Origin of the sequence: Lysinibacillus sp. GJ-1 (assembly GCF_021166035.1) — a bacterium.
Taxonomy (GTDB): Bacteria; Bacillota; Bacilli; order Bacillales_A; family Planococcaceae; genus Lysinibacillus; species Lysinibacillus sphaericus.
This window is the reverse complement of record NZ_CP088912.1, coordinates 2,578,757-2,602,762: the sequence shown is the minus strand read 5'-3', so window position 1 is coordinate 2,602,762 and position 24,006 is coordinate 2,578,757. Positions and strand designations below refer to the sequence as shown.

At 39.5% G+C, this 24,006-nt stretch carries 33 protein-coding genes and 1 pseudogene; all 34 read left to right on the top strand.

Going from position 1 to position 24,006, the window contains the following annotated elements:
- The first annotated feature begins 43 nt into the window (after positions 1–43).
- On the top strand, positions 44–253 hold the full coding sequence (locus LO754_RS12670) for a hypothetical protein (RefSeq protein ID WP_172771730.1): 210 nt from the start codon (positions 44–46) through the stop codon (positions 251–253).
- Positions 254–356: 103 nt separating this feature from the next.
- A complete protein-coding gene (locus LO754_RS12665; protein ID WP_231784488.1) occupies positions 357–1,007 on the top strand; it encodes an ORF6N domain-containing protein in 651 nt (216 codons plus the stop codon).
- The gene (locus LO754_RS12660) at positions 1,004–1,810 is read left to right on the top strand and encodes a conserved phage C-terminal domain-containing protein (protein ID WP_231784487.1); all 807 of its coding nucleotides are present in this window, start codon (positions 1,004–1,006) and stop codon (positions 1,808–1,810) included. Before LO754_RS12665 ends, LO754_RS12660 begins: the two co-directional genes overlap by 4 nt.
- Positions 1,810–3,087: a replicative DNA helicase gene (locus LO754_RS12655; RefSeq protein WP_231784486.1), complete on the top strand. Its 1,278-nt coding sequence runs from the start codon at positions 1,810–1,812 to the stop codon at positions 3,085–3,087. Before LO754_RS12660 ends, LO754_RS12655 begins: the two co-directional genes overlap by 1 nt.
- Positions 3,084–3,578: a hypothetical protein gene (locus tag LO754_RS12650; RefSeq protein WP_231784485.1), complete on the top strand. Its 495-nt coding sequence runs from the start codon at positions 3,084–3,086 to the stop codon at positions 3,576–3,578. Before LO754_RS12655 ends, LO754_RS12650 begins: the two co-directional genes overlap by 4 nt.
- Positions 3,571–3,690: a BH0509 family protein gene (locus tag LO754_RS12645; RefSeq protein WP_137067835.1), complete on the top strand. Its 120-nt coding sequence runs from the start codon at positions 3,571–3,573 to the stop codon at positions 3,688–3,690. Before LO754_RS12650 ends, LO754_RS12645 begins: the two co-directional genes overlap by 8 nt.
- Positions 3,691–3,726: 36 nt before the next feature.
- Entirely contained in the window at positions 3,727–3,945 is a 219-nt protein-coding gene (locus LO754_RS12640) for a hypothetical protein (RefSeq protein WP_231784484.1), read from the top strand.
- A gap of 92 nt (positions 3,946–4,037) precedes the next feature.
- Positions 4,038–4,235, top strand: a complete 198-nt coding sequence (locus LO754_RS12635; RefSeq protein ID WP_107896292.1) for an XtrA/YqaO family protein — start codon at positions 4,038–4,040, stop codon at positions 4,233–4,235.
- A 263-nt stretch (positions 4,236–4,498) separates the two neighbouring features.
- Positions 4,499–5,011 carry a hypothetical protein gene (locus LO754_RS12630; RefSeq protein ID WP_231784483.1) on the top strand — a complete coding sequence of 171 codons (513 nt, stop codon included), beginning with the start codon at positions 4,499–4,501 and terminating at the stop codon, positions 5,009–5,011.
- An 8-nt stretch (positions 5,012–5,019) separates the two neighbouring features.
- Entirely contained in the window at positions 5,020–5,433 is a 414-nt protein-coding gene (locus LO754_RS12625) for a hypothetical protein (RefSeq protein WP_231784482.1), read from the top strand.
- 287 nt (positions 5,434–5,720) lie between these two features.
- Positions 5,721–6,164: an ArpU family phage packaging/lysis transcriptional regulator gene (locus tag LO754_RS12620; protein ID WP_231784481.1), complete on the top strand. Its 444-nt coding sequence runs from the start codon at positions 5,721–5,723 to the stop codon at positions 6,162–6,164.
- Positions 6,161–6,730 carry a tyrosine-type recombinase/integrase gene (locus tag LO754_RS12615; protein ID WP_231784480.1) on the top strand — a complete coding sequence of 190 codons (570 nt, stop codon included), beginning with the start codon at positions 6,161–6,163 and terminating at the stop codon, positions 6,728–6,730. Before LO754_RS12620 ends, LO754_RS12615 begins: the two co-directional genes overlap by 4 nt.
- A gap of 248 nt (positions 6,731–6,978) precedes the next feature.
- Positions 6,979–7,620, top strand: coding sequence for a hypothetical protein (locus LO754_RS12610; protein ID WP_231784479.1), 642 nt, complete (start codon positions 6,979–6,981; stop codon positions 7,618–7,620).
- 272 nt (positions 7,621–7,892) lie between these two features.
- On the top strand, positions 7,893–8,030 hold the full coding sequence (locus LO754_RS12605; protein ID WP_231784478.1) for a hypothetical protein: 138 nt from the start codon (positions 7,893–7,895) through the stop codon (positions 8,028–8,030).
- Positions 8,005–8,460: a hypothetical protein gene (locus LO754_RS12600; RefSeq protein WP_231784477.1), complete on the top strand. Its 456-nt coding sequence runs from the start codon at positions 8,005–8,007 to the stop codon at positions 8,458–8,460. Before LO754_RS12605 ends, LO754_RS12600 begins: the two co-directional genes overlap by 26 nt.
- Positions 8,429–10,234: a phage terminase large subunit family protein gene (locus tag LO754_RS12595; protein WP_231784476.1), complete on the top strand. Its 1,806-nt coding sequence runs from the start codon at positions 8,429–8,431 to the stop codon at positions 10,232–10,234. Before LO754_RS12600 ends, LO754_RS12595 begins: the two co-directional genes overlap by 32 nt.
- 3 nt (positions 10,235–10,237) lie before the next feature.
- The gene (locus tag LO754_RS12590; RefSeq protein WP_231784475.1) at positions 10,238–10,471 is read left to right on the top strand and encodes a DUF6148 family protein; all 234 of its coding nucleotides are present in this window, start codon (positions 10,238–10,240) and stop codon (positions 10,469–10,471) included.
- 12 nt (positions 10,472–10,483) lie between these two features.
- A complete protein-coding gene (locus LO754_RS12585; RefSeq protein WP_231784474.1) occupies positions 10,484–12,055 on the top strand; it encodes a phage portal protein in 1,572 nt (523 codons plus the stop codon).
- A complete protein-coding gene (locus LO754_RS12580; protein ID WP_231784473.1) occupies positions 12,045–13,109 on the top strand; it encodes a head maturation protease, ClpP-related in 1,065 nt (354 codons plus the stop codon). The genes LO754_RS12585 and LO754_RS12580 overlap by 11 nt, the downstream gene beginning before the upstream one ends.
- Position 13,110: 1 nt before the next feature.
- Positions 13,111–13,476, top strand: a complete 366-nt coding sequence (locus LO754_RS12575) for a head decoration protein (protein ID WP_231784472.1) — start codon at positions 13,111–13,113, stop codon at positions 13,474–13,476.
- A gap of 4 nt (positions 13,477–13,480) precedes the next feature.
- Positions 13,481–14,506, top strand: coding sequence for a major capsid protein (locus LO754_RS12570; protein ID WP_231784471.1), 1,026 nt, complete (start codon positions 13,481–13,483; stop codon positions 14,504–14,506).
- A 12-nt stretch (positions 14,507–14,518) separates the two neighbouring features.
- Entirely contained in the window at positions 14,519–14,884 is a 366-nt protein-coding gene (locus LO754_RS12565; RefSeq protein ID WP_231784470.1) for a hypothetical protein, read from the top strand.
- Entirely contained in the window at positions 14,877–15,206 is a 330-nt protein-coding gene (locus LO754_RS12560) for a hypothetical protein (RefSeq protein ID WP_231784469.1), read from the top strand. The genes LO754_RS12565 and LO754_RS12560 overlap by 8 nt, the downstream gene beginning before the upstream one ends.
- An 8-nt stretch (positions 15,207–15,214) precedes the next feature.
- Positions 15,215–15,763 carry a phage tail protein gene (locus LO754_RS12555; protein WP_231784468.1) on the top strand — a complete coding sequence of 183 codons (549 nt, stop codon included), beginning with the start codon at positions 15,215–15,217 and terminating at the stop codon, positions 15,761–15,763.
- Positions 15,764–15,767: 4 nt separating this feature from the next.
- Complete coding sequence (locus tag LO754_RS12550) at positions 15,768–16,262, top strand: hypothetical protein (RefSeq protein ID WP_231784467.1); 495 nt, start codon at positions 15,768–15,770, stop codon at positions 16,260–16,262.
- On the top strand, positions 16,255–16,554 hold the full coding sequence (locus tag LO754_RS12545) for a hypothetical protein (RefSeq protein WP_231784466.1): 300 nt from the start codon (positions 16,255–16,257) through the stop codon (positions 16,552–16,554). The genes LO754_RS12550 and LO754_RS12545 overlap by 8 nt, the downstream gene beginning before the upstream one ends.
- A complete protein-coding gene (locus LO754_RS12540) occupies positions 16,551–17,993 on the top strand; it encodes a phage tail sheath protein (RefSeq protein WP_231784465.1) in 1,443 nt (480 codons plus the stop codon). The genes LO754_RS12545 and LO754_RS12540 overlap by 4 nt, the downstream gene beginning before the upstream one ends.
- A gap of 11 nt (positions 17,994–18,004) precedes the next feature.
- A complete protein-coding gene (locus LO754_RS12535) occupies positions 18,005–18,520 on the top strand; it encodes a phage major tail tube protein (protein WP_231784464.1) in 516 nt (171 codons plus the stop codon).
- Between the two features lie 21 nt (positions 18,521–18,541).
- Positions 18,542–18,883 carry a phage tail assembly protein gene (locus LO754_RS12530; protein WP_231784463.1) on the top strand — a complete coding sequence of 114 codons (342 nt, stop codon included), beginning with the start codon at positions 18,542–18,544 and terminating at the stop codon, positions 18,881–18,883.
- A gap of 156 nt (positions 18,884–19,039) precedes the next feature.
- The gene (locus LO754_RS12525) at positions 19,040–21,826 is read left to right on the top strand and encodes a phage tail tape measure protein (RefSeq protein WP_231784462.1); all 2,787 of its coding nucleotides are present in this window, start codon (positions 19,040–19,042) and stop codon (positions 21,824–21,826) included.
- The gene (locus LO754_RS12520; RefSeq protein WP_231784461.1) at positions 21,819–22,034 is read left to right on the top strand and encodes a tail protein X; all 216 of its coding nucleotides are present in this window, start codon (positions 21,819–21,821) and stop codon (positions 22,032–22,034) included. Before LO754_RS12525 ends, LO754_RS12520 begins: the two co-directional genes overlap by 8 nt.
- A complete protein-coding gene (locus LO754_RS12515) occupies positions 22,031–23,050 on the top strand; it encodes a contractile injection system protein, VgrG/Pvc8 family (protein WP_231784460.1) in 1,020 nt (339 codons plus the stop codon). Before LO754_RS12520 ends, LO754_RS12515 begins: the two co-directional genes overlap by 4 nt.
- Complete coding sequence (locus tag LO754_RS12510) at positions 23,050–23,535, top strand: phage baseplate assembly protein V (protein ID WP_231784459.1); 486 nt, start codon at positions 23,050–23,052, stop codon at positions 23,533–23,535. The genes LO754_RS12515 and LO754_RS12510 overlap by 1 nt, the downstream gene beginning before the upstream one ends.
- A gap of 25 nt (positions 23,536–23,560) precedes the next feature.
- Positions 23,561–24,001 (top strand): annotated as a pseudogene (locus LO754_RS12505) (phage tail protein); the annotation flags it as partial.
- Positions 24,002–24,006 lie beyond the last annotated feature (5 nt).

Below are 24,006 nucleotides of genomic sequence, written 5' to 3'. Positions count from 1 at the left end.
TATGGACAAGAACTGGATAGAAGTCAATAAAGGAGGAACGGATATGAAAGAAGTTTTAGAGAAACTAAATACATTTCTGGCGCAGGAAGAAGAGTTGTTACGGGATTATGCGGTCGATGTAGCGGAAGCTTTCGATAGTTGTTTGTATGTGAGCAATCAAAAGGATTACTTCGAACAAAAGGGTCGAGTTACTGCTATAAGAGCTGCTATTGAACTAGTGGAAGATTTAGAGAATCAATTGCAAATGGTTTAGTTCATTTTTAGGGTTTATCAATTGTCTAGTGAATTTGATGTTGCAACCTTGCACTCATAGGGTGGCGACAATTTGTCGCCACCCTTATGAAAGGAGAAGTCGCATGGATTTAACAGAGATTCAACACGCAGATAAAAAGGTGTTAACAACGGCTCAAATTGCTGAGGCGTACGAAGTGGACAGTAAGTCATTGATCCGCAATTTTCAACGGAACAAGGAGCATTATCAAGAAGGTACGCATTATTTTGCGCTTACAGGGGAGGCACTGAAACAATTTAAAGGTGGGCGACAAAATGACGCCACCCTCAAATTTGTATCATTGCTGTATTTGTGGACCGAAGAAGGGGCGTTTTTGTTAGCGAAGTCACTCAGTAGCGACAAGGCGTGGGAGGCATACCATCTGCTTGTTGCGCAGTATTACAAACTGACAAACGAATTACAGCAAGTACAACCTGTTTCATTGCCGTATGTCGAGAAACGCTTATTAGCCTTGGAGCAACGTGTAATGGAAATTGAACAACAGCTACATGGAATCACACTACATACAGGCGAGCAAAAGCGTTTACGACAAGCGGTGACTGAACGTGTCAATCAATTATGCATGGTGCAAGCGCGTCGTCCAGCCTTTTTCGCGTCCCTTTATCGTGAAATCAAACGCCGTTATCAAGTGGTGTCGTATCGAGATGTTCCACAGTGCAAGCTTCAAGATGCTTTGCACTTTATTTCCACATGGAGAGGAGGGGCAGACACATGAATCTACTCATCAATGAACCGCCTTTACAAGTTCTGCCTAGTTTAGCTGCTAAGGTGGGCTTGAATGAGGCGATTGTATTACAGCAATTGCATTATAAATTGCTGATTTCTGCACATGTCTATGACGGGCATAAATGGGTGTTTAACAGTTATCAGCAATGGAAAAAGGAGTTTCCGTTTTGGTCCGAAAAAACGATTAGGCGTACGATTAGAAAACTTGAGGAGAATGGCTATATCATTTCAACGGATCAATACAACAAATATAAAATCGACAAGACGAAATGGTATCGGCTAAATTATACAAAACTTGGTTATATAACGATGGGACAACATGACCTATCGAGCGAGTCAAAATGTCCTGACACATGTGGACAACATGACCCTACACAGGGGGACAAGTTGACCTCATCAAGTGGGTACACTTTGACCGCACCAATAACCAAAGATATTAAGAGTAATAAAAATAATAATAATGTCGAGCAACTCGACATTGTGCATGAAATTATTGCTCACTTAAACAAAACCGCTCAGAAAAACTTTAAAGCCACAACAGCAGCTACGAAGCGACTCATACATGCTCGACTGAAGGATGGCTATATGCTAGAGCACTTCAAATGTGTCATTGATACAAAAGTCAAACAGTGGCTGCACAATCCGGACATGAATAAATACTTGCGTCCAGATACGTTGTTCAACGCTACGAAATTTGAAAGCTACTTGAACGAAAAACAGAGCGTACCAACAAACCAAACTCATTTGCCTGAATCACTCGATTTAGATTTTAGCAAGGGGGAAGACCTGTAATGTCATACCAAAACATTAGCGTCGAGCTAGCGGAAAAAAGTCTACTAGGAACGATGCTCCATGAAAATTATTTAATTGCAGATAGCAACTTAGAGGCAGCTCATTTTATTTCGCAAGTACATCAAAATATTTTTACGAGCATGTTACAGCTTGTCAGTGAACGTAAAGCCGTTGACTATATCACATTGCTGACAACAAGAGAGCCGATTGAACTTGGTGGGGCAAATTATTTAGCGGAGCTTGGCAGCTTTGCGAGTGCAACGAAATTTGAGGAATACGAAACCATTGTACTTGAGAATTGGCGAGAGCGATCCAAGCGTCAAATGATGGAGCAAGCACAGCAAGAAGATTGGGGCATAGCAGAAATTCAACATGCATTGGACAAGCTCATGACGCAATATACGACTACCAATACGAGCATTAAAGCCGACTTAATGCAAATGGCAAAGCGACCTTTCGAGCAAGAAAACAGCAAGACAGGTGTACTTACAGGGCTACTTGATTTGGATAAGCTGCTAAATGGTTTTCAAGATGCTGAGCTTACGATTATTGCGGCTAGACCTTCGATGGGGAAAACGGACACGATGAATCATATTGCACTAAAAGCGGGATGGGATGGCTATTTACCAATCATCTTCTCACTGGAAATGAGTCGCACTACGCTTATTGATCGGCTTATTGCTGCAACAGGCAATTTTAATCGCTTAAAGATGCGCAACCCCTATGAGTATTTTACTGACGGCCAAAAAGAAAAGTGGATGTCAACGCTCGGCATGCTTGATAATGCCAATATCGAAATTGATGATCGAGCCGGGTTGACCGTCCCACAGATTCGAGCTACTGCACGGAAAATCATTAAGGCCAATCGTGATAAAAAGCCCGTCATCTTAATCGATTACTTGCAAATCATTCGAGTCAGCAATCCACGCGATAATCAAACACAAGCAATTGGCCAAATATCGTGGGATTTAAAGCAAATGGCAAAAGAATTTAATTGCCCTGTGATATGCCTTGCTCAACTCAATCGCAGTGTGGAGCAACGCCAGGACAAACGCCCGGTAATGAGCGACTTACGAGACTCAGGCAACATCGAACAAGATGCTGATGTCATCGCATTTTTATATCGCGATGATTACTACGCCAAAGAATCCGAACGCCAAAATATGTTGGAATTTATTATCGCTAAGCATCGAAATGGACCGACTGGGACAGTGTTCGCCAGTTATGTAAAAGACACGGGCCGACTGTCGAATATAGCCTGGAGTGTTGCAAGATGAGCGACTTTATCACAGTGAAGGAGGTTTTGGAGTATGCCACAGAGTTTGAATTGTGTTGGTTTGCCCATCAAGTCTATTGGGCTGTGTCTACACAACAAATTCAGTTGGAGGATGATTCTAGTAAATTGCTAGAGGTAGTCTATGATGACGTGGCTGTACGTGAAATGACCGATCGTAATGTACTTGGCATTGGTCGTATTAAGCTATATGTCGTCAAAAGCTTTGCCCAATATGCTTTTTACTTTGCTAGTGATCCACTTGAAGTCAATATGCTGCATCGAGTGTTATTTGGTGAAGTGGCAGAAGCCATTACAGAAGCACATCGATTGTTAACAAAGGTGATGTATTTTGCCGATTTCGATATACAAACTTCACTGCTAGAATACCGAAAAACGATCGTTCAATTTCCAGCCTACCTTGGTCATGCAGAGGCAGGACAATATAACTTGTACCGCCTAGATTTGCACAAAGGGGTGAGAGGGATTGTCTAAGCAAGAACGTGAAGAGATTATAGCTATTATCATGCTACGCAAAAACTACGCAGAGGAAATGCTTCGTAATATGTCAGATGAAGAGCTAGTGAAGACGTTGGATGAGTTATAAAAGTGACTTTAACTTGAAGAAAAGAGAGGGATGAGAATGGATAATGTGAACATTTATGAAATCATTGGCGTTTCGCTGGACCCTATTTATCAGGCACTGAATCAGCTTCATGATGATGAAGAAATCCTTATCGGCAAACTTACCATTCGCAAAACAGCTAAATTTTACGAAATTGAAAATGATCGTTTACATGAATGCTTTAAAGAAAAAGAACGTTGCTATCAAGTGTTAAGCAATTTGGTCATGACCAATTAAAAAAAAGCTATGGCGGCAACCATAGCTTTGATAAAGCAAAGGCTTCTCCCTTGCTACCAGTAATATCATTATAGCATAAGGGGGAAGCATTTATGCGATTAAAACCACTAGTCATTTCGAACGACGGCATCCTACAAATCGACATCATGGAGCTCCCCGAAAACTGCGTCATCGTCCTCTCCGATGGCATTGCAAAATTCACCGAGCTCCCTGCACACGCTAAGACAAAAATCGTTACATACCAAGGGAAAGTGAGAAGGGTTGAATTTGATGAGGGGGAGGAGTTTTAAAATTTAAAAATTGACTGAGTGGAAAGTTAAATATTGGTGTTGATGGTATTGTTTAACTTGATATAATAAAGTTATCTATGTCTCTTGTATAAGTACATTAGAAATATAAAAAATATAATTTTTTTAATGTAAATAAGATGAGGGTGAGAGAAAATTTAAAAATACTTTTTTAGACATCTATAAAGAGAGAGGTGTGAATTATTTAAATAAAAATGGTGAAAATTAAAATTAAAAAATAATATTGATTAGATGAAGGTGATATTTTGAGCTCTAGCATTGTTACTTTGGTTATTGGAATTATAGCTGGCTTTCTTGCAAATTATTTAATAGAACAATATAAAGATAAAATATTAAAAAATAGAATATTTGAGAGTTTTTATAATGATGTATTTCACTTTTTAAACAGCTCTTATGAGACAATATCAGTTCAATTAGCTGAGATAAAACAAGAAGAATTAGATAATGAGCTTGGTATAAGGAATTTGAAAATGTCTTTTAGTAATAATCATGTATATAAAGAATTGTTTTTGAGGATTTTATTTTTTAATAGCTCGGAAATAAAAAAACAAGATTATGAATTAGTAGATGAAGTAAAAAAGAGAGTACACCAAATTCATCTGATATTATATAAAATAGATACCTCTACCAATTACAATACTCTTACTTTTAATTTTCATCTACAAAGCTATAAAAATGTTAAGAAATTACTAGATGAAATTAATCAACTGTTACAAAAAAAAGATCACAATAAAAGAAAAGTACTGAAAATGTTATAAAAGAAAAAATGAAAGAAATAGCTATACTGTTATCTGGGACATTTATTGCAGGAGTTTTTGTAGTATATTTGCAAATTCCTGATGATTTTTTTGAAAGACTTGTTTCATTAAATATTGCAATATTAATGGGGACAGGGGCATTATTTCTAGCAATAAGTAATTTAATAATAGATAGGGATGGCAAAGAAATAAAAAAGAAAATTTTGAAATTTATTTCAATAAGTTATCCTGCCTTTTTTATTGTAAATATATTAATGCTTTTAATTGGAATGGAAATAACAGTATTTTCTGATGTGGATAGAAATGAATCTTTCCTTAATTGGATTTATGTGTTTTTTAAATCACTAGGTTTATTTATAACATGTTATTGTATATGGGTTATTGCATCGTTATTTAAAGAAGCATTAACTAAGATTAAATAATTTGTTACTTATGTTTCTTATGGGGAAATAAGAGATGGCAAATTATTTTCGACTGTGTGTTGTGCATTTTAATAATTTGAAACTTCAATTCATAAAGCAAGTTTTGAAATTAGAATTCTATACATAAATTTTAAAATTATTTAATATTTTTAGTGATATATATATGTGAAAGTAGTTACGCTTTAGTAAAAGTTCTACCAGCTCACTGGAGGACAACAATAGATAGTAGCAAAACGCTGCCATCTAATGTTGTCCTCTTTTTATTTTAACCAAAGGAGTGATAAAAAGTGGATATTCTAAAAAATATTAATGGTAAGGCAACACAAAAAGCCATTGAAACGGTCTTACGACAATATCGAACATATCAACTAACAACACCTGAGGATTTGTTGCCGACGATTACAGCGAATTATACTTTAAACATGCCATTATACAGTGGAGGATTCCATTCAAAAGTTGAAAATACGGCGATCCGAAATATAGAGCATTACAAGCAAGCGAAAGCCTTTTTTGAAAGATTTAATCGTGCTTTTTACAAATTGACGCAAAAAGAGCGACAGATTATTGTAATGGCTTGTTTAGAGGAGACCCCTTTGTATAATTATCAAATCTCAAAAAAGCTCCATATTAGTGAGCGTACGTTTTATCGTATCAAGGCACAAGCATTGTATAAATTGGCATTGGCTTTGCAAGTGGAGGTATATGATGGGGACGAGGTGAAGAGTCAATGAATTTTGTCCAGCCAATACGTGATGTAGATAAGATTCGTGACGTTCGTAAAACATTACAAGATAATCCACGTGATGAGTTGCTCTTCTGTTTTGGTATTTATACTGGGCTAAGAATTGGCGATATTTTGCGTTTAAGGGTAGGAGATGTTCGTCATAAGCATGTGTTGTTTATAAAAGAGTCAAAGGTGCAGAAAAAGAAGCAGAATAAGACAAAACGAATTCCGATATTAAAGGAATTGCAAAAAGTGCTCATTCCGTACATTGAAGATAAGGAAGACCAGGAGTATTTATTCAAATCACGACAAGGTAAAAACAAACCAATCACCCGAGTAAGGGCATATGCAATATTACGAGCAGCTGCATTGGCTAATGGCTTGGATGAAATAGGGACACATACTCTACGAAAGACCTTCGGTTATCATGTATATCAAGAAGAAAAAGATGTAGCGTTGCTGCAGGATATTTTTAACCATTCAGCTCCTTATATTACATTGAAATATATTGGGGTAAGTCAAGATGCAATCGATCAAGCTTATCAAAAATTAAATAAGCGTTTGAAATTTTAAAATAGCACTGGAATGTTGGTGCTATTTTTATTTTGCTTATTTTAGGAAATGGTTCAAATTTTTAAATTGACAAACACTTTCACACACTAAAGACATTTACAAAATAAGGACTTGTAAAGCCCATGATTTGAACAGGGTGTAAAGTATTGAGAAATCTCGCTTTTTAACACTTTCAGCACTTTAACAGAATATAAGATATGTTAATGTGGTAATATAAGGAATGAGATAGAATAAAAGGAGAGATGGTTGTGAGAGTTATAATTGTTGAATCTAGTAGTCCGTGGGATTTAATGCATGGAACGTCTGAGAAAGACTCTTTGGAACAGATTTGTAAAATGATGGGTCACGATGTAGCGTCATTTTTTGTTAAATCAAAATTTGAATTCGAAGCAGTTTTTGAATATATTTCATCAATTAATAGTTTTAGTGATGATGAGCAAGAGCCTCTATGTATTCATATAAGTTGTCATGGAAATAAAGATGGCTTAGCTATAGGAAATGACTTTTTAAATTGGGAAAACACTGTTGAATGCATGGCACCTGTACTAAGTATGGAGAACTACGGAGAGCCGATATTTTTAGCTGTATCAGCTTGCGGAACAGATAAACAATTACTTACAAAATATATACGAGAAAGAAAAGATCTTAAAATTATACCTCCCAATTACATATTCTTCATAAATCAAGAATTGGTATCATGGAAAGATGCCTTACTAAATTGGACTATTCTTTATCATCAAATTGATAATTTGGATATTACAAATAAAATGGACTTTCAAGATTTATTATCAAGAATAGCTGGTTCTGGATTAGGAAGTTTAAAATATTATCGATGGGATGTTAAAGATAGAAGATATAAGTTTTTTCAAAGACAACAACAGCTAGTGTGATATGGCAGACTTTTGGCAGTAAGTTGGCACACTTTTTCGAAACGAGCGTGCTATTATGGTAGTATGCAATATTCATCAAACAACATAACGACAGGCGATGCGGGTCATGCTGCGTCGTCTTTTTTGTTACAGTTATTATTCTGTTAAATAAATTTAGGTTCTTCTACCCAAGAACGCCAGCCTGCGGGTCTCCGAGGCCAGAAAAAGGGCTAGATATATTGTCAAAAAAGGCGTTCCTTCCATCCTGTAAATCAAGTGAGGTGAGTGCATGGGTGACAGCTAAAACGAAATTGGATGATCGAACGATTGTCAATACGAAAACAATTGCCAAAATGTTTAATATGACGGAAAGGAATGTTCGTTATTTAGTCGAAGAAGGTGTGATTGCGCGTGTTGCTCATGCGCTATGATCTGATCGATACCGTCAGTCGCTACATTACTTTTTTGAAAATGTCCTTTGATGGCATTGATGAGAACAAAGTGATGGAGTCTTTAGATTATGAGAAATGGCTGCATGAGAAGGCGAAACGGGAGAAGGCTGAAATTGAGTTGGCGCATCTAAAACGAGAAATGCATAAGGCGGATGAAGTGGAGAAAATTCAAAATCATATGGTCATGGCGTTTCGTTCAAAGATGTTGTCGCTCCCCTCGAAGTCAGCGTTACTTTTAGCAAGTAAGGATGACCCGAAAATGATAGAAGCATTACTAGAAAGAGATATTCATGAGGCATTAGCTGAGCTTGCTGAGTATGATGCAGCACAGTATTTTACAGAGGATAATGTTGAACTAGAATTGGAAGGTGATGAAGATGGTCCAAAAACAGACAATGAGTCTATTTAAAGAAATTGCTAGCTTAGTAGCACCTCCTCCAAAGCTAACGGTATCGCAGTGGGCGGATAAGCATCGTGTATTATCCAAGGAATCCTCAGCTGAGCATGGGCGATGGAATACGGAGCGTGCGCCTTATCAAAGAGAGATTATGGATGCAGTCAATGATCCAGGGGTTGACCAAATTGTCGTGATGTCTTCTGCGCAAGTTGGGAAATCCGAAATATTAAACAATATTATCGGTTACTATATTGATTATGATCCGTCTCCAATGCTTTTAATGCAGCCAACGCTTGAAATGGCAGAGGCCTATTCAAAAGACCGCATAGCCGCCATGATACGGGATACACCAACATTAACGAAGAAAATTAATAGTCCAAAGGCGAAGGATGGAAATAATACGTTGCTACAAAAGAAGTTTCCTGGTGGTCATTTAACACTTGTTGGTGCCAATTCACCTGCTAGTCTTTCTTCTCGTCCAGTTCGATTAATCCTTGCTGACGAGGTAGACCGGTTCCCAGCATCTGCAGGTGCTGAAGGAGATCCATTAGCACTTGCGCAGAAGCGGACAAAAACTTTCTGGAACAGTAAATGGGTATCAGTATCGACACCTACTATAAAAGGTGCTTCGAGAATTGAAGCGGAATATGAAGAAAGTACAATGGAACAATGGTGTGTATCTTGTCCGAGCTGCGGATTATTTCAACCGTATAGTTGGCCACAAATTCGATTTCAGACGGTGACAATGGAATGTGTGCATTGCAAGGCACAACATAACGAAGTGGAGTGGAAATCAAGTCCTGGTAAATGGATTGCGCGAAATCCAGAAGCCTCGAAGCGAGGTTTTCATCTGAATGCATTAGCATCACCTTGGGAGAACTGGGCAAAGATTATTGCGGAATTTAAAGAAGCGAAACGTAAAGGGCTAGAAACATTTAAAACGTGGGTCAATACAACGCTCGGGGAATCTTGGGAGGAAAAAACCAATGACCAAGACCATACGAAGCTTGTTTCCAGACGTGTTCGTTATGATTGTGAAGTGCCTAAGGATGTATTAGTGCTGACAGCAGGTGTCGATGTGCAAGATGACCGTCTAGAAGTGGAGATAGTAGGCTGGGGAGTGGATGAAATTTCCTGGGGAATAGCTTATAAAATATTTTACGGAGATCCAGCGCAGCAAGCTGTATGGAATCAAGTTGATGCATTTTTATTAAAGGATTATATACGGAACGACGGTGTAAAGCTTTGTGTTGCTGCCACTTGTGTGGATTCAGGTGGGCATTATACAAGTGAGGTTTATGATTTTTGTAAAGACAGGGAGCATCGCCGAGTATTTGCGATTAAAGGAAAGGGCGGTAATGGCGTCCCGTATATTAATAAACCGTCAAAAGTAGGGAGACAACAAGTACATTTGTTTACGCTTGGCGTCAATGAAGGGAAGGATTTAATTTATTCCCGATTGAAAAATAAATACGAAGATAAGCCTGGTTATTGCCATTTTCCGTTAGAAGCGGATAAAGGGTATGACGAGGCTTTTTTTATTGGCTTAACGGCAGAAAGAAAAGTGACACGCTTTTTCAAAGGTGTTCCGCGGATTGAATGGGTGAAACGTTCTTCTAATATACGCAATGAACCGCTTGATATACGAAATTATGCAACAGCTGCTTTACGTATTTTAAATCCGGATTTGAAATATCTTGCTGAACATAATTTAACAAGCAACATTTATACGCAAACAACGAGGCGAAAAAAACGAAAGCGGAGAGTGATTTCTAAAGGAGTGTAGAAGATGGCTTTTACAGTTGATGAATGTAGAGAAAGGTTAGCTATTTGGTTGGAGGCAGAGGCGAAAATCGCCATTAATCAGAGTTATTCGTTAGAAAATAGGAGTTTTAATCGTGCGAATTTGGCGCAAGTAAGGGACCAAATAAAGTTTTGGAGAAGCGAGTTAGCTTTAGCAGAAATGCGAGAGAATGGTCGAAGTCGTAGACGAGTGATACGAGTTGTGCCACGTGATTTGTAGGGGGTGTGACAAGTGAACATATTGGATAAGGCGATTGAGGTTGTTTCGCCTGAAAGAGCATTGAAACGTGCAGGTGCTCGCAAGCGACTACAAATTATCAATTCAGGTTACGCCAATAGTGGCGCCAATAGGCGTAAAAAAACGATGATTGGTTGGATTTTTAAAGGTGGTTCCACGAAAGAAGATATCGATGACAATCAAGATACGTTGCGTCAACGATCTCGTGACCTGTATATGAACACACCACTTGCTACTGGATCAATCAAAACGATACGAACGAATGTTGTAGGCTACGGTTTGATTTTAAACAGCCAAATTGACCATGAGTTTTTAGGTTTGTCTATTGAGGAAGCGGATGCGTGGGAAACTACTGTTGAACGTGAGTTTGCTCTATGGGCCTATTCAATTATGTGTGATGCGTTGCAAATGAATAATTTTTATGAATTGCAACAACTAGCATTTATATCGTGTTTGATGAGTGGAGAGGTGTTTGCAACGTTACCTTATCGAAACCATCAGCAACATTGGTACGGATTGCGTGTGCAGTTGCTTGAAAGTGACCGTATATGTAGTCCAAATGGAGCAAGTAAAAACATTATCAATGGCGTGGAGCTTGGTCGATATGGGGAAGTTGTTGCTTACCATATTTGTGATACACATCCTTTAGCGGAGAGTACCGGTCAGAAAAAATGGGTGCGTATCGACAAGTTTGGTCAGAAGAGCGGACGTCAAAATATATTGCATTTAATGGAGTCTGAACGGCCAGAGCAACGACGAGGTGTGCCAATCCTTGCGCCAGTAATTGAGAGCTTAAAACAGCTTGGGAGATATACAGACGCAGAGTTAACGGCTGCCCTTGTATCTTCCCTGTTTACAGTTTTTATTGAAACGAAGGATGAATATGATGCACCCCCGTTAGGATCGGCCATTAACGAACAAGAACAAGTGGATAAAGAGGATGAATTAAGTTATGAACTTGGTGCAGGTGCGATTGTGGCACTTGCAGAAGGCGAAAAAGCAAATACATCCAATCCAGCACGTAATAATGCCTCATTTGATCCGTTTGTTGTAGCGGTTTGCCGTCAAGTTGGCACAGCGTTAGAGCTCCCGTATGAAATATTATTAAAACATTTTACATCCAGTTATTCAGCCTCACGAGCTGCGCTTTTAGAGGCGTGGAAGATGTTTAAAATGCGGCGCACGTTTTTGGCAAATGGTTTCTGCCAGCCAATTTATGAGGAATGGTTAACAGAAGCAATCCTTCTTGGCAGAATTCAAGCACCGGGTTTTTTAGACAATCCATTGGTACGAAAAGCTTATTGTGGTGCTGAGTGGAATGGGCCAACACAAGGACAACTCGACCCATTAAAAGAAGTACAGGCAGCGATGTTACGTGTGGAAAATGGCTTTAGTACAAGAGCACGTGAAACGGTAGAACTAACAGGTGGTAACTACTGGCTTAATCATGCACAGCGCGAGCGTGAAGAACAAGCACGTCGCGAGGCGGGGCTCGATATGAGTTATTTAGAAATTATGAAAAATATTGTACAGGAGAAAGGGGTGAGAATAGACGATGAGGATTGACCTTCGTGGCGCGATTGTACCAGACGGCGAACAATGGATTTATGACTGGTATGGCATTCCTGCTGTTAGCCCTAAACGCATTATGCAGCAAATTGATAAAGCAATCTCAAGTAACGAAAAAGAGCTGATTGTTAATATTAATAGCCCTGGTGGATCTGTTTATGCAGCGTCTGAAATATGGACCCATATTAAGAAATTCTCCGGGGATTCTGTAGCCGAAATTACGGGTGTTTGTGCAAGTGCAGCGTCCATTATTGCAATGGCTACAAAACGGACGGTTATTGCTCCTGTTGGCGCATTAATGATTCATAATGCCTCGACTATTGCACAAGGTGATTATCGTGAAATGGAAGCGATGAAGCAATTATTAATTAAAACAAATGAAGCAATAATGCAAACCTATAAAGTGAAAACAAAAAAGTCAGACGACGAGTTAAAGCAGATGATGGACGCAGAGACGTGGATGAATGCACAGCAAGCAATGGAGCATGGCTTTGTGGATGACATTATGTTTACCGAGGATGTAGAAGTCGTTGCTTCAGCACAAATGGCACAAGATTTTGGCTCTAATGGTTTATTACCTAAAGCAGTAATCGACAAAATGCGCAAATTGTTAGCAAGAGAGCCAAATTTAGTCGTCAACAACAATGTTTCACTAATGAGTGAGCAAGTAGCAATGGAAGGAGAGGAACAACAAATGGATGTGAAGGAATTAGAAAGTAAACACCCTGACTTAGTCGAGCAAATTCGAAATAATGCCAAAGAAGATGCAATTGCAGCTGAACGTAAACGTATTCAGGAAATCGAAAACATTGCACTACCTGGCTTTGAAGAAATCTTGAATAAAGCAAAGTTTGAAACAGGCATGACGGCTGCTGAAACCGCGTTACAACTGTTAAACGCGCAAACGCAACAGCGTAAAACGAAGCTCGTGAATATTCAACAAGATGCTTCGTTACTTAATGGTATTGAAGGGCAGGAAGCACCAACGAATAATGATGATAATGAAATTGATGCACTTGTTAATAAAGTGTTAGGGAATGGAGTGAAATAGCATGCCGATTTTAGAGTTTGATAATTTACTAGGCGGTTTTCAAACAGATGTTGTATCAGAGCCTATCACAGTAGCAGCAAACCAAGAATTATCAGTAGGACAAGTATTTGCTCTGAATGAAAAAGGTCAAGCGGTTGCCATGACGAAAACGAGTTCTGCAAAAGATGTTTACGGTATTATGGCGGATGCCATTGCAACATCGGCTGATGAAACGAAACCCGCAGTTTGTTATAAGAGGGGAGAATTTAATGTTCGTAAAATTATTTTACCTGCGGATGCAGATGTTGTACCTTATCACATCGCTCTAAGTAATATCGGGATTACATTAAGAAATACTGTGCCAGCAGACCCGCAAAAGGAGGAATAGATCAATGGCTATTAATTTATTTGAAACACGTACGATGCTAAAGTTTTCCGAACGCATGCCTCGTGTCACGACATTTTTACGAGATATGTTATTTACTGATATAGAGCTATCGCCAACAAATATAGTCGATGTAGATATTAAAAAAGGACGTGCCAAAATTGCGCCGTATGTAAGTGAAAAAATCGGTGGTAAAGTTGTAGAAAATAGCGGTTATCGTACAGAAACATTTGCACCACCATTAGTTGCTCCAACGACAATTACAACAGCTGCGGATTTACAAAATCGTTCAATGGGCGAAAATTTATATTCTTCTCGTACACCAGATGAGCGAGCAGCGGCAAAGCTAGTGAAAGATTTAAAAGAGCTCGACACCATGATTACACGTCGAGAAGAAGTGATGTGTGCACAGGCGATTTTTGATGGTGAAATTAATGTGAAAGGCGAAGGTGTCGATTATGTGATTTCGTTTAATCATACCAATCGAGAGACGCTTTCAGGGTCAAACTTATGGAGTGCTTTTACATCAAAAAAATATGCTGATTTGAAACGTTGGGTACGAACTGTCCAAGAAACAGGCTTTGTTAACGTTGATAATGTAGTCATATCACCAGATGTAACGGATGTACTACTGAGGGATAATGACATATTAAAACTATTAGATATTCGTAATGTAAATATCGGTGAACTAAGGCCTGAAACATTACCAAATGGTGCAACGTATATCGGTACAATTGCAGGGGTAGGTCGAATATATGAATATGCAAGTAGCTACTATGATGATGTCGATAATAAGGTGAAGCCCATTGTCCCTCCTGGAACGATTGCCTTGCTAGCGACGGAAGCAGATTTTTCAATGGCCTATGCAGCCATCACCATTGCGAAAGGTGATGACTTGGTCACTTACGAAGCGGATCGTGTCCCTGATTCTTGGACGGAAAAACGCCCTCCTCGAAAAATTTTGCAATTAAGTGCCAAACCGTTGCCGATACCAAAAGAAGTAAATAGCTGGTTTGTAGCGAAAGTGCTATAAGGGGGTACGCATATGATTCGAGCAAAACATACGATTTTTCACGATAATGTGTTTTATGCAAAAGGAGCGATTATCGATGGGTTAACAGAAGCAGAGGAATCACGATTAGTTCACTTAAAGGCAGCAGAATATGTACTTTCGCCAGAAGAGGAGCTTCAAAGGCAGCGTGTAGAAAATCAAAAGGTTAAGATACCTGCAGAGGAAATGGAAGAGCTTCGCATTGCGCTCGACACTGAATACAATGCCGACGATCTAAAACGTACGGCAAAGGAAGTTGGAGTCGATTTAACAGGTATTTCGAAAAAAGACGACGTCATACAAGCGATTATCCAGCAAGGAAAAGCCCATGAGTTGCTTGAGGATGACGCCAATGAATAGGACATTTAAAGACCTTGTAGCCGAGGATTTAGATGTCTTTTTTAATTGTCTGGAATTGGCGAAGGTGCATGAATTAGATGGAGAATTCCTTGATTTAGTTGTAGAAAGTAATGTGGAACATGTGAAAGATTATAGCCGTGATCAGTTAAGTGCGTCTCAGGAAGTATTTGTCCATCTTAAAACAATCTTTGTGAAAAGTTGCGATTTCTATGTTCCGAAAGTAGGCAACAGTTTGATGTTGGATGGCGAAGAATACTATGTCGAAGAAGCGAGCGAGGACATGGGGATTATCCGCATTGTCGTCAGCGCAAATGAAAGTTAGGTGTGAATATGATTGAACTAAAAATGCATCAAGTAGAAGTGCTAGAAGCACTGTTTGCTACAACACCAAAAGAAGCACGGATGCTATTTGCTCGTGCGATTAATCGATCTGCAGAATCTTCAAGAACAAAGGCGAGTCAAGAAGTTCGAGCTAAGTATGTGATACGATCTCTAGATGTTAAAAAGCCGATGAAGGTCAAGAAAGCGACAGCAAGTCAGCTATCAGCGCATGTTCATATAAGTGGGGGCGTAACGCCTTTAATGAAGTTTGATATCACACCTACAATGCCTGATGTCATGCCAGTGCGTGCTCGTGTGAAAAAAGGTAGTAGTAGAAAACTCATTCCACATGCTTTTGTTGCAAAAATGGAGAATGCGCATATGAACGCCTTTACACGTGTTGGGAAAAGGCGGTTGCCGATTAAGGGACGCTATGGACCTTCAATAGCCCAAATGACGAGAGAGCCAAAAGTATTTGCTAATATTACGACTCATGCTCAAAAAACATTGGATAAACGACTTGACCATGAAATGAACCGACTATTATATGGAGGCTGATAAGATGGATGCTTTAAATATGACCGATGAATTAGTTGCCTTTTTTACAGAAGCTTTGGCAGATATGCGCTTGCAAACGAAAGATGAAGATATATGGAAACCACCGACAGTATATGATGGCTATTTGCCACCGAAGAAGAATGCGCGACGTGGTGATGATGATACCGAACAGGACGACTACCCATTCGTCATTGTTCGTTTTTTGTATGAAAAAGATAATTTAAAAGATAGTAATACGATACAATTTAGATTTTTAATTGGTACGTATAGCAAGGATGAACGCCAAGGGTGGCGAGATACGCTGCATGTCATGAACCGAATGAAATTTGCGTTAAAAGAAGTCGGATTTGTAGGCTCTGGTTCCTTATCAGGTGATATCGAAATGGCGCTTTTTGAAGAGCAAATGAAACCGCTGTGGCGTGGCGTCATGGAAGTCGAATTTGCAACACCAGTAGTTCAATTAGATAGGAGTGAGTTTGGAGATGCCTTCAATGATTAAAAACCAACAAGCATCACCACAACTAGTAGGTCAAGTTATTACAGAGAGTGTACCGCAGGAGATTCTTATCTATGTAGGGCCACCCGTAATCGGTTTACAACGATTCAGTTCTTTTGTTGGGGGTTACCCGGAGCATTTTAAAGATCACCTTGAAAAATCACCGGCATTTCGCAACATGTTTATTGCCCCCGAAAAGCTCGTGGAGGTTCAACAGCGTTTACTAGATGCGCATTCAGTAGAATCGATGTGGTTTACAAAAACAGCAGCTTATTTTAGTGGGGTGAAACAGTGATGATACGACATGGTTCAAGAGTACGAGAAGTTCCTACCTCTATTTCCGCACCAGTAGTGGCGACAGCGACACTTCCCGTTGTATTTGGTACAGCCCCTATTCATTTGGCTGAAACCCAAGAAAACGTGAATCAGCCTGTTTTAGCCTATTCATTTGCGGAATTTGTGAAAGCATTCGGGTACTCCGATGATTGGGCAAATTACACGCTTTGCGAAATGGCGGATTTAGCATTTAGACAATTTAAAGTAGCCCCAGTTGTGTTTGTAAATGTTTTAGATCCAACGAAACATAAAACAAGCAAAACGGAGTCCATAACGATTCGTAATAAAAAAGGGATGATCGAAACAACGGGCATTTTATTAAAATCGCTAGTTGTTCAAAATAATGAAACGAAATTGAAGCATGATGAAGACTATATGGCATCGTTCAATGAAGATGGCCAAGTTGTACTGGCAATAGTAAAGGGCAATATAACAACGATCAATGTCACTTATGATTATGTAACGCCGAATGTCATCACCAACAATCATATTATCGGTGGTTATGATATTGCATCTGGAAAAAGTACAGGTTTAGAGTTGCTGAACAATGTATTTCCTAAACTAGGGATGGTGCCAGGTCTTGTTCTTGCACCTAAGTTTTCAAAAAATCCAACGGTGGCAGCGGTGATGAAAGCAAAGGCTTCATCCATCAATTCCTACTTCAAAGCACAGGTGTTAGATGATGTGAATACTCGTGTTGCAAATACGTATACAAAAGTGAATGAATGGAAAAACACCAACAATTATACGGGTCATAATGAAGTCGTTTGTTGGCCACTTGTTGGCATGGGCGAAAAAGTGTATCACCTTTCGTCTCACATTGCTTGTCGTATTATGAAAACGGCGTATGACAATGGAGATTTTCCACACGAATCACCATCTAATAAATCATTACCAATGACCAAATTATTAGTAGAGAAAGACAATGGTTATGAAGAAATCGATTTATCACCGGATCAAGCGGAGTTATTAAACAACCAAGGTATTACAACGGCTATCAATTTTATTGGTGGATGGCGTGCTTGGGGGAACTATACGGGAGCATACCCTGGTAATACGGATGTCAAAGATATTTTTACGCCTGTTCGGATTACGCACAATTGGTTAGGTAACACCATTATTTTAACAACTTGGAGTATGGTAGATGGGCCAATTGGTCCGCGTCTAATTAATAGAGTGCTAGATACGATGGGGATGTGGTTGAACGGTTTACAAGGTCAAGGGGTTTTAATTGGCGCACGCGTTGAATTTAGAAAAGAAGATAACCCTTTAACGGATTTAAATAGCGGCAAAATACGTTTCCGATATTTAGTAGCAGAACCGACACCAGCGCAAGATATTGATAATATTTTAGAGTTTGATGTGAATTATTATAATGCATTGTTTATCACTGATTAGGGGGGACAAGCATGTTTCCGGAAAAAATAAATGATTTTAGGGTTTTTGTAAATGATAAACCTGATTTATTAGGTATTACGGATGCAGAATTACCCGAGTTGAAATTTATGGCTGAGACTGTGAATGGTGCTGGGATTTTAGGTGAATATGAAGCGCCCAATTACGGTCATTTAGAGTCAATGAAGCTTAAACTCAATTGGCGTGTTATTACAGGGGAGCTAATCGATTTTTATAAACCAGAAAGCTTAAAAATAGACTTACGGATGTCCAATCAAATCTATGATATAAAAAAACGTTCACGCTTCAATGTACCTTCTAGAGTACTTGTGCATGGATCTGTCCTAGGAAATCCATTAGGAAAAGTGGCAAAAGGCTCACCGTATGAAGCTTCCACTGAGATTGAAGTTTACTATATAAAGCTTGAGTACAATGGCAAAGTGATGTTTGAATATGATCGTCATAACTATATTTACAAAGTGGACGGCATTGATTACAGCGCAAAAATTCGAGAAGCATTAGGACTTTAAGGTAAAAGGAGCAGATGATAAATGAAAGATAATCGAGATGTTCAAAATGAAATAAAAGAAGAAGTAGAAAATCCAAATTTAAAAGTGATTACATTACAAAGTCCTATCGAAATTGATGGGACTTTTTTCAATGAAATTAAACTGGATTTTAGCAATATGACAGGCGCTGATGTGTTGCAAATTGATGCGGAATTAAAAACAGAGGATCACCCAGAAGGCTTCAATTCCGTTTACAATCAACAAGTTTTATTGAAAATAGCGTCCAAAGCTTCAGGTATTTTACCGGACGATTTAATGAAATTATCGATTGCAGACTTTGTCGAAGTGACCTTTACGGCTCGTAATTTTTTGTTAGGATTGTAGGTCCTCAGGGAGGCGCAAGAGATATAAGAAAATTACTGCTTGTCATGGCCTCTAATTCCTTTACCTCCATTGACTATTGGGCACAACAATCCTTTCTGTCACTGAAAGAGTGGAAAGAGGTACTGGAAGAAGTACTAGAGGAAGGAGCGAAAAAGGATGGCTAGATCAAGATCATATGATATGACTTTTGAGATTAACGGGAAAGTCGCTAGCTCCTTCAACAATGTTTTTAACAAAGCTACAACAAACCTGAATGATTTAAAAAAACGCTCACGTGAAGCACAGCGTGAGATGGCTCGCCTTGGTCGCGAGTTCCGTAATGGCAAGATTCATCAATCACAATATGCTGAAGGTACTGCAAAATTAGCACGTGAATTAAAACAGCTAGAAGGTAGCCAACGCCGTCTTAATGCGTTGAAAGCTACCTTTGATAGTGGCATGGATAAAGCGAAACGTGCTGCAGGTGTGGCAGCAGTTGGCTCAGTCACCGCTGCAACGGCTGTGGCTGTCTCGTCATTAAATAAAGCAGCGGATTTTGAAGCGCAGATGGCCAAAGTATCTGCAGTGTCTAGTGCAACCGCAACGGATTTTGCAAGACTGAATGCAGAAGCACAAAAGCTTGGAAAGTCAACGGTATTTTCTCCTACTGAAGCGGCGAAAGGAATGGAATATCTTGCACTGGCGGGTTGGAAAACAGATGAAATTATATCAGCGATGCCCGGTATGCTAAATCTTGCTGCAGCTGGAGCCCTTGATTTAGGAAAAGCTTCAGACGTTACATCCGATACAATGCAAGCATTTGGACTAAGCGCAGATAAAGCAGGACATGCTGCGGACGTCTTTGCTTACGCCCAAGCGAATGCTAACACAAATGTAGAGATGCTCGGTGAAGGGATGAAATATCTCGCACCAATAGCCAACACTTTTAAATGGTCATTAGAAGGCACTACGGCTGGCATGATGGCACTTGCTAACCAAGGTCTGAAAGGTTCCATTGCTGGTCAAGCATTTGCTTCATCTTTAAGTAGGTTATCGAAGGATAATGCAAGTGTGCAAAAAGTTATGAAGAAAACTAATATAGCATTCTTTGACGCGCAGGGAACCCTTAAACCACTCCCGAAACTAATTAAGGAAATTGAAAAGGGTACGGCTGGTATGACGGACAAACAAAAATCAGCCACGCTCACTACACTGTTCGGAACAGAAGCTGTTAAGCATTGGTCTATTCTACTTTCGACTGGTTCGGATGAACTTGAGCGAATGACGGCTGCCTTAGAGAAGTCAGAGGGAACCGCTGCAAAAATGTCTGCAACAATGGTCGATAATTACGCAGGGTCTCTTAAGCTTTTGCAAAGTAATATCGAGGCTGCCCAAATCAAGTTTATGGAGCCCGTTTTACCAGTCTTCCAAAAGTTTTTTGGTGGTATAGCAGGAAATATAGATAATAACATGAGCAAAATTGAAAAAGCCGGGGAAGTGACTGCAAAAATCCTTGATGATATAACTGCACCATTTAGCACAACAAAACCTATTAAACCAAAAATCGAACCGAACATGGATCCAGCTGATGCCCAGAAGATGATCAATCAATACAATCGAGAATTAGAAAAATATGAATTGTTTAGTAACATGGACTTTGGCGATAAAGTCATTTATATGTTAGATACGGCTACTGCTAAAGCGGAGGAGTGGCTAGGTGGCAGCGGTGGACAGGCAATGGAAAAAATCTTCTCTAAACTTGGAGAAATAGCAGTTAAAGCATTTTTGGGAGCATTTACAGGTTCTTTAAAAGCAGCCGGTAATAATGCATTAAACGGCAATTTCGCTGGCGCACTTGGCATGGGTGCTGCAGCTTGGATGCTTGGTGGTGGAGCACTTGTGAAAGGGGCTATCGGTGCAGGTCGATGGGCATTGGAGAAACGAGGTGGGAAAGGAGCAAGGAAAGATTCCGCATCTTCTCAAGATACTGCAAGTGTTGAAACAACAACTACAAAAGAAAAAGGAAAAAAATCAAAGTCAAAAAGAACCAAGGGAGCAGCGCAAGCAGCCACAACAACTTTATGTGAAGTTACAACAGCGACAACAAGCTCAAAAGAAAAGAAATCGAAAACTAAAGGAACAAACAAAGGTGCAGCGAAAGTAGCACCTAAAGCTAGTCAAGCGTCTGCTTTATCTCAAATTTTTAACACAGGGAAAAATGTCGTGAAAGGTGGAGGCAAGGCGCTAACGACTGTTGCGAAAGGGATTGGTAAAGGCTTTGCACCAATCGGTTTAGCAATGGGTGTTCATGATATTTTTAAATCAAAAGATAAAGTCAAAGCGACAGCACAAACAACCGGTGGATTTGCAGGTGGCCTTGGTGGTGCCAAACTAGGAGCTGCAATCGGAACAGCTATAGCACCAGGAATCGGTACAACCCTTGGTCTTCTGTTAGGTGGAGCTGCTGGCTATATTGGAGGAAAATGGGCCTGTGGTAGAGCGGTAGATACAGCACGTGGAGGACAACGAGCTGCAAGTCAAGCACCATCTGATAAAGGACGTACCGAGGCAACTAAATCCGTAGATACTACAAAATTAAATGCAGCTGCGACACAACTTGCGACTACGTTTGATACGACAAATACAGCATGCACAAAACTAGAAACAAGCATTAGTACGACTGCAGCCAATATGGACAATTTAACGAAGTATACAGGACAAGTCAGCACGGATTTTGTTACGTCCTTTGCTTCATTAAAAGCAACTACCAATCTATCCAATACAAATATGTCAACGTTAGCATCAACCATTGGGCAAGCCACGGGGTGGGTTTCATCCATTCAAGGTATCCAACCTGCTGTTCAACATGTGATCGTCGCGTTAAACCGACTTCGCACACGTATCGACAATATGCAGATTCAAGGTGCTGGCGGCGCTACATCAAGGAGGACGCAATATGAATAGCTATACAACAATTCAGGGTGATACGTGGGATTTAATTGCCTATCGGTTATGGGGGAGCGAGTATTTGCTTCCCCTTTTACTTGAAGCAAATCCAAAGCATCGTGACATAATTATTTTTACAGGTGATATTGTTTTAAACGTTCCGGTCATCGATACAGCAATTTATTCACAACGTCCTGCGTGGCTAGGGGAGCACGATGATGTATGACGATGGCAAGACGAACAGAGTTAAATGTAACCTACAATAATACGCGTTTGACTGATGAATTGGGCAACGATTTATTAGATTGGACGTATACCGACAATTTAAGTGGAGAAATCGATGATTTGCAGCTTGTTTTACAGGATGCGGATGTGCATTGGTTAAATGATTGGTTCCCATCGAAAGGTTCCCTGATAGAAGCTGAAATTGCAAAAACTCATTGGGCAGATCGTGTTATAAAAACGAAGCTAGGAAAGTTTGAGGTAGATGAATTAATTGGCGATGGACCACCAACAAACATGACGATTAAGGCGTTAGCTGTTCCCGAATCCAATTCCATCCGAGGTGAATACAAATCAAAGGCATGGGAAAATGCAACCTTAAAACAAGTAGTACAAGATATTGCGAAAGCCAATCGTTTAAAGCTTTTTTGGGAAACAACCGAAAATCCTAAAAAAGATCGCTATGAGCAAGAATCTGAAACAGATTTAGCTTTTTTGCATCGATTATGTAAAGACGAAGGGTTATGTCTTAAATTATCCAATAGCGCCATTGTTGTTTTAGATGAGGCGGATTATGAGGCAAAACCTGTAGTGGATACAATAATACGCATGAGTAAAGAAACGTCTAACATTCAAGTACTTCAATGGCGATTCAATACAACACTTACAGGGACGTATAAGGCTTGCCGAGTACAGACGCATGATGCTGGGAAAAAGAAGACGATAAATGCAACATTCACACCTCCAAAGGCGCCAAAAGTTGGCCGTACATTAGTTGTGAAGCAAGAGGTTAAATCGGTGGCAGAAGCTCAGAAACTAGCGAAAAAACGATTGAGAGAAGCGAATAAAGATGCTACAACGATTCAATTAGTTGTTATCAGTGAAATTCATATCGATGCAGGCATGACGTTTGATGTAATTGGGTTTGGACGTTTGAACGGAAAATATATTGTAACGAGGGTACAACATCACAAAAGCAAAACAACACTCGATTTGCGTAAATGTTTGGAGGGATATTGATGCGGATGCAAGTTGGCGAAGTCACAACCATTGATCCAACAAAGGGAACAGCACGGGTCAAAATTGAAGAGCAAGACAACAAAATATCAGCTCCGTTACGTGTGCTATATCGCGGGACATTAAAAAATAAGGATTTCTGGATGCCGAAGATAGGTGAACATGTACTTTGTTTGTTTACAAAACAAAGTGAAGGCTTTATTATAGGGGCTTTTTATTCAGAAGGCACACAGCCACCCTGTAATGAACCAGAGAAACGATGTATCGAGTTCGAAGATGGTAGTGTGATAGATTATGACGCTAAGACACATACATTACATGTCAATATAGTGGGTGAAATTAATATCCAAACAAAAGGATTAATTACAGTAAATGGTACCAATTACTTTCACCAATTGCTAGTACTTCATAAAGGAAGGGATTTGAAATGGCGACAATCGGTAGCTTTGGCGATGTACTCTTTGAAGTATCCACGGAAAAAACTCTGACATTTTATGATTTAGAGAAAAAAGCAATGCCAAGTGGGAAGAGCATGATATTCAAGGCAACAAGACTAAATTAGAGTTTAATGGACCGGGGCTAACGGATATCACGTACAACCTTTTATTGCGTGGTGAACAAGGCATTAACCCTGTGAAAGAACTAGCAAAGTTAGAGAACATGCAACATAAAGGGGAAGCACATCACTTTATCTTAGGACAAAAACCAATCGCACCTAATAAATTTGTAATAGCGGAGTTATCGGCAGGCTTACGAAATATAGATTCAACAGGAAATGTCTTATCTGCAGAAGTAACGGTGTCTTTAAAAGAGTATGTGCAAAGCAAAACGGTCGTTAAAAAAACAACAGCAAACACGCAACAAAAAGCAGTTACCAGTAATACAAAAGCACTAGGAATGATGACCATTACGGTGAAATCGGTGCATATACGAAGTACCAGGTATCCAGCATAAGGTGC

Coding starts and splice junctions, on each gene's coding strand:
- LO754_RS12670 (WP_172771730.1), top strand. CDS start 44: ATGAAAGAAGTTTTAGAGAAACTAAATACATTTCTGGCGCAGGAAGAA.
- LO754_RS12665 (WP_231784488.1), top strand. CDS start 357: ATGGATTTAACAGAGATTCAACACGCAGATAAAAAGGTGTTAACAACG.
- LO754_RS12660 (WP_231784487.1), top strand. CDS start 1,004: ATGAATCTACTCATCAATGAACCGCCTTTACAAGTTCTGCCTAGTTTA.
- LO754_RS12655 (WP_231784486.1), top strand. CDS start 1,810: ATGTCATACCAAAACATTAGCGTCGAGCTAGCGGAAAAAAGTCTACTA.
- LO754_RS12650 (WP_231784485.1), top strand. CDS start 3,084: ATGAGCGACTTTATCACAGTGAAGGAGGTTTTGGAGTATGCCACAGAG.
- LO754_RS12640 (WP_231784484.1), top strand. CDS start 3,727: ATGGATAATGTGAACATTTATGAAATCATTGGCGTTTCGCTGGACCCT.
- LO754_RS12635 (WP_107896292.1), top strand. CDS start 4,038: ATGCGATTAAAACCACTAGTCATTTCGAACGACGGCATCCTACAAATC.
- LO754_RS12625 (WP_231784482.1), top strand. CDS start 5,020: ATGAAAGAAATAGCTATACTGTTATCTGGGACATTTATTGCAGGAGTT.
- LO754_RS12615 (WP_231784480.1), top strand. CDS start 6,161: ATGAATTTTGTCCAGCCAATACGTGATGTAGATAAGATTCGTGACGTT.
- LO754_RS12595 (WP_231784476.1), top strand. CDS start 8,429: ATGGTCCAAAAACAGACAATGAGTCTATTTAAAGAAATTGCTAGCTTA.
- LO754_RS12590 (WP_231784475.1), top strand. CDS start 10,238: ATGGCTTTTACAGTTGATGAATGTAGAGAAAGGTTAGCTATTTGGTTG.
- LO754_RS12580 (WP_231784473.1), top strand. CDS start 12,045: ATGAGGATTGACCTTCGTGGCGCGATTGTACCAGACGGCGAACAATGG.
- LO754_RS12575 (WP_231784472.1), top strand. CDS start 13,111: ATGCCGATTTTAGAGTTTGATAATTTACTAGGCGGTTTTCAAACAGAT.
- LO754_RS12570 (WP_231784471.1), top strand. CDS start 13,481: ATGGCTATTAATTTATTTGAAACACGTACGATGCTAAAGTTTTCCGAA.
- LO754_RS12565 (WP_231784470.1), top strand. CDS start 14,519: ATGATTCGAGCAAAACATACGATTTTTCACGATAATGTGTTTTATGCA.
- LO754_RS12560 (WP_231784469.1), top strand. CDS start 14,877: ATGAATAGGACATTTAAAGACCTTGTAGCCGAGGATTTAGATGTCTTT.
- LO754_RS12555 (WP_231784468.1), top strand. CDS start 15,215: ATGATTGAACTAAAAATGCATCAAGTAGAAGTGCTAGAAGCACTGTTT.
- LO754_RS12550 (WP_231784467.1), top strand. CDS start 15,768: ATGGATGCTTTAAATATGACCGATGAATTAGTTGCCTTTTTTACAGAA.
- LO754_RS12545 (WP_231784466.1), top strand. CDS start 16,255: ATGATTAAAAACCAACAAGCATCACCACAACTAGTAGGTCAAGTTATT.
- LO754_RS12535 (WP_231784464.1), top strand. CDS start 18,005: ATGTTTCCGGAAAAAATAAATGATTTTAGGGTTTTTGTAAATGATAAA.
- LO754_RS12530 (WP_231784463.1), top strand. CDS start 18,542: ATGAAAGATAATCGAGATGTTCAAAATGAAATAAAAGAAGAAGTAGAA.
- LO754_RS12525 (WP_231784462.1), top strand. CDS start 19,040: ATGGCTAGATCAAGATCATATGATATGACTTTTGAGATTAACGGGAAA.
- LO754_RS12520 (WP_231784461.1), top strand. CDS start 21,819: ATGAATAGCTATACAACAATTCAGGGTGATACGTGGGATTTAATTGCC.
- LO754_RS12515 (WP_231784460.1), top strand. CDS start 22,031: ATGACGATGGCAAGACGAACAGAGTTAAATGTAACCTACAATAATACG.
- LO754_RS12510 (WP_231784459.1), top strand. CDS start 23,050: ATGCGGATGCAAGTTGGCGAAGTCACAACCATTGATCCAACAAAGGGA.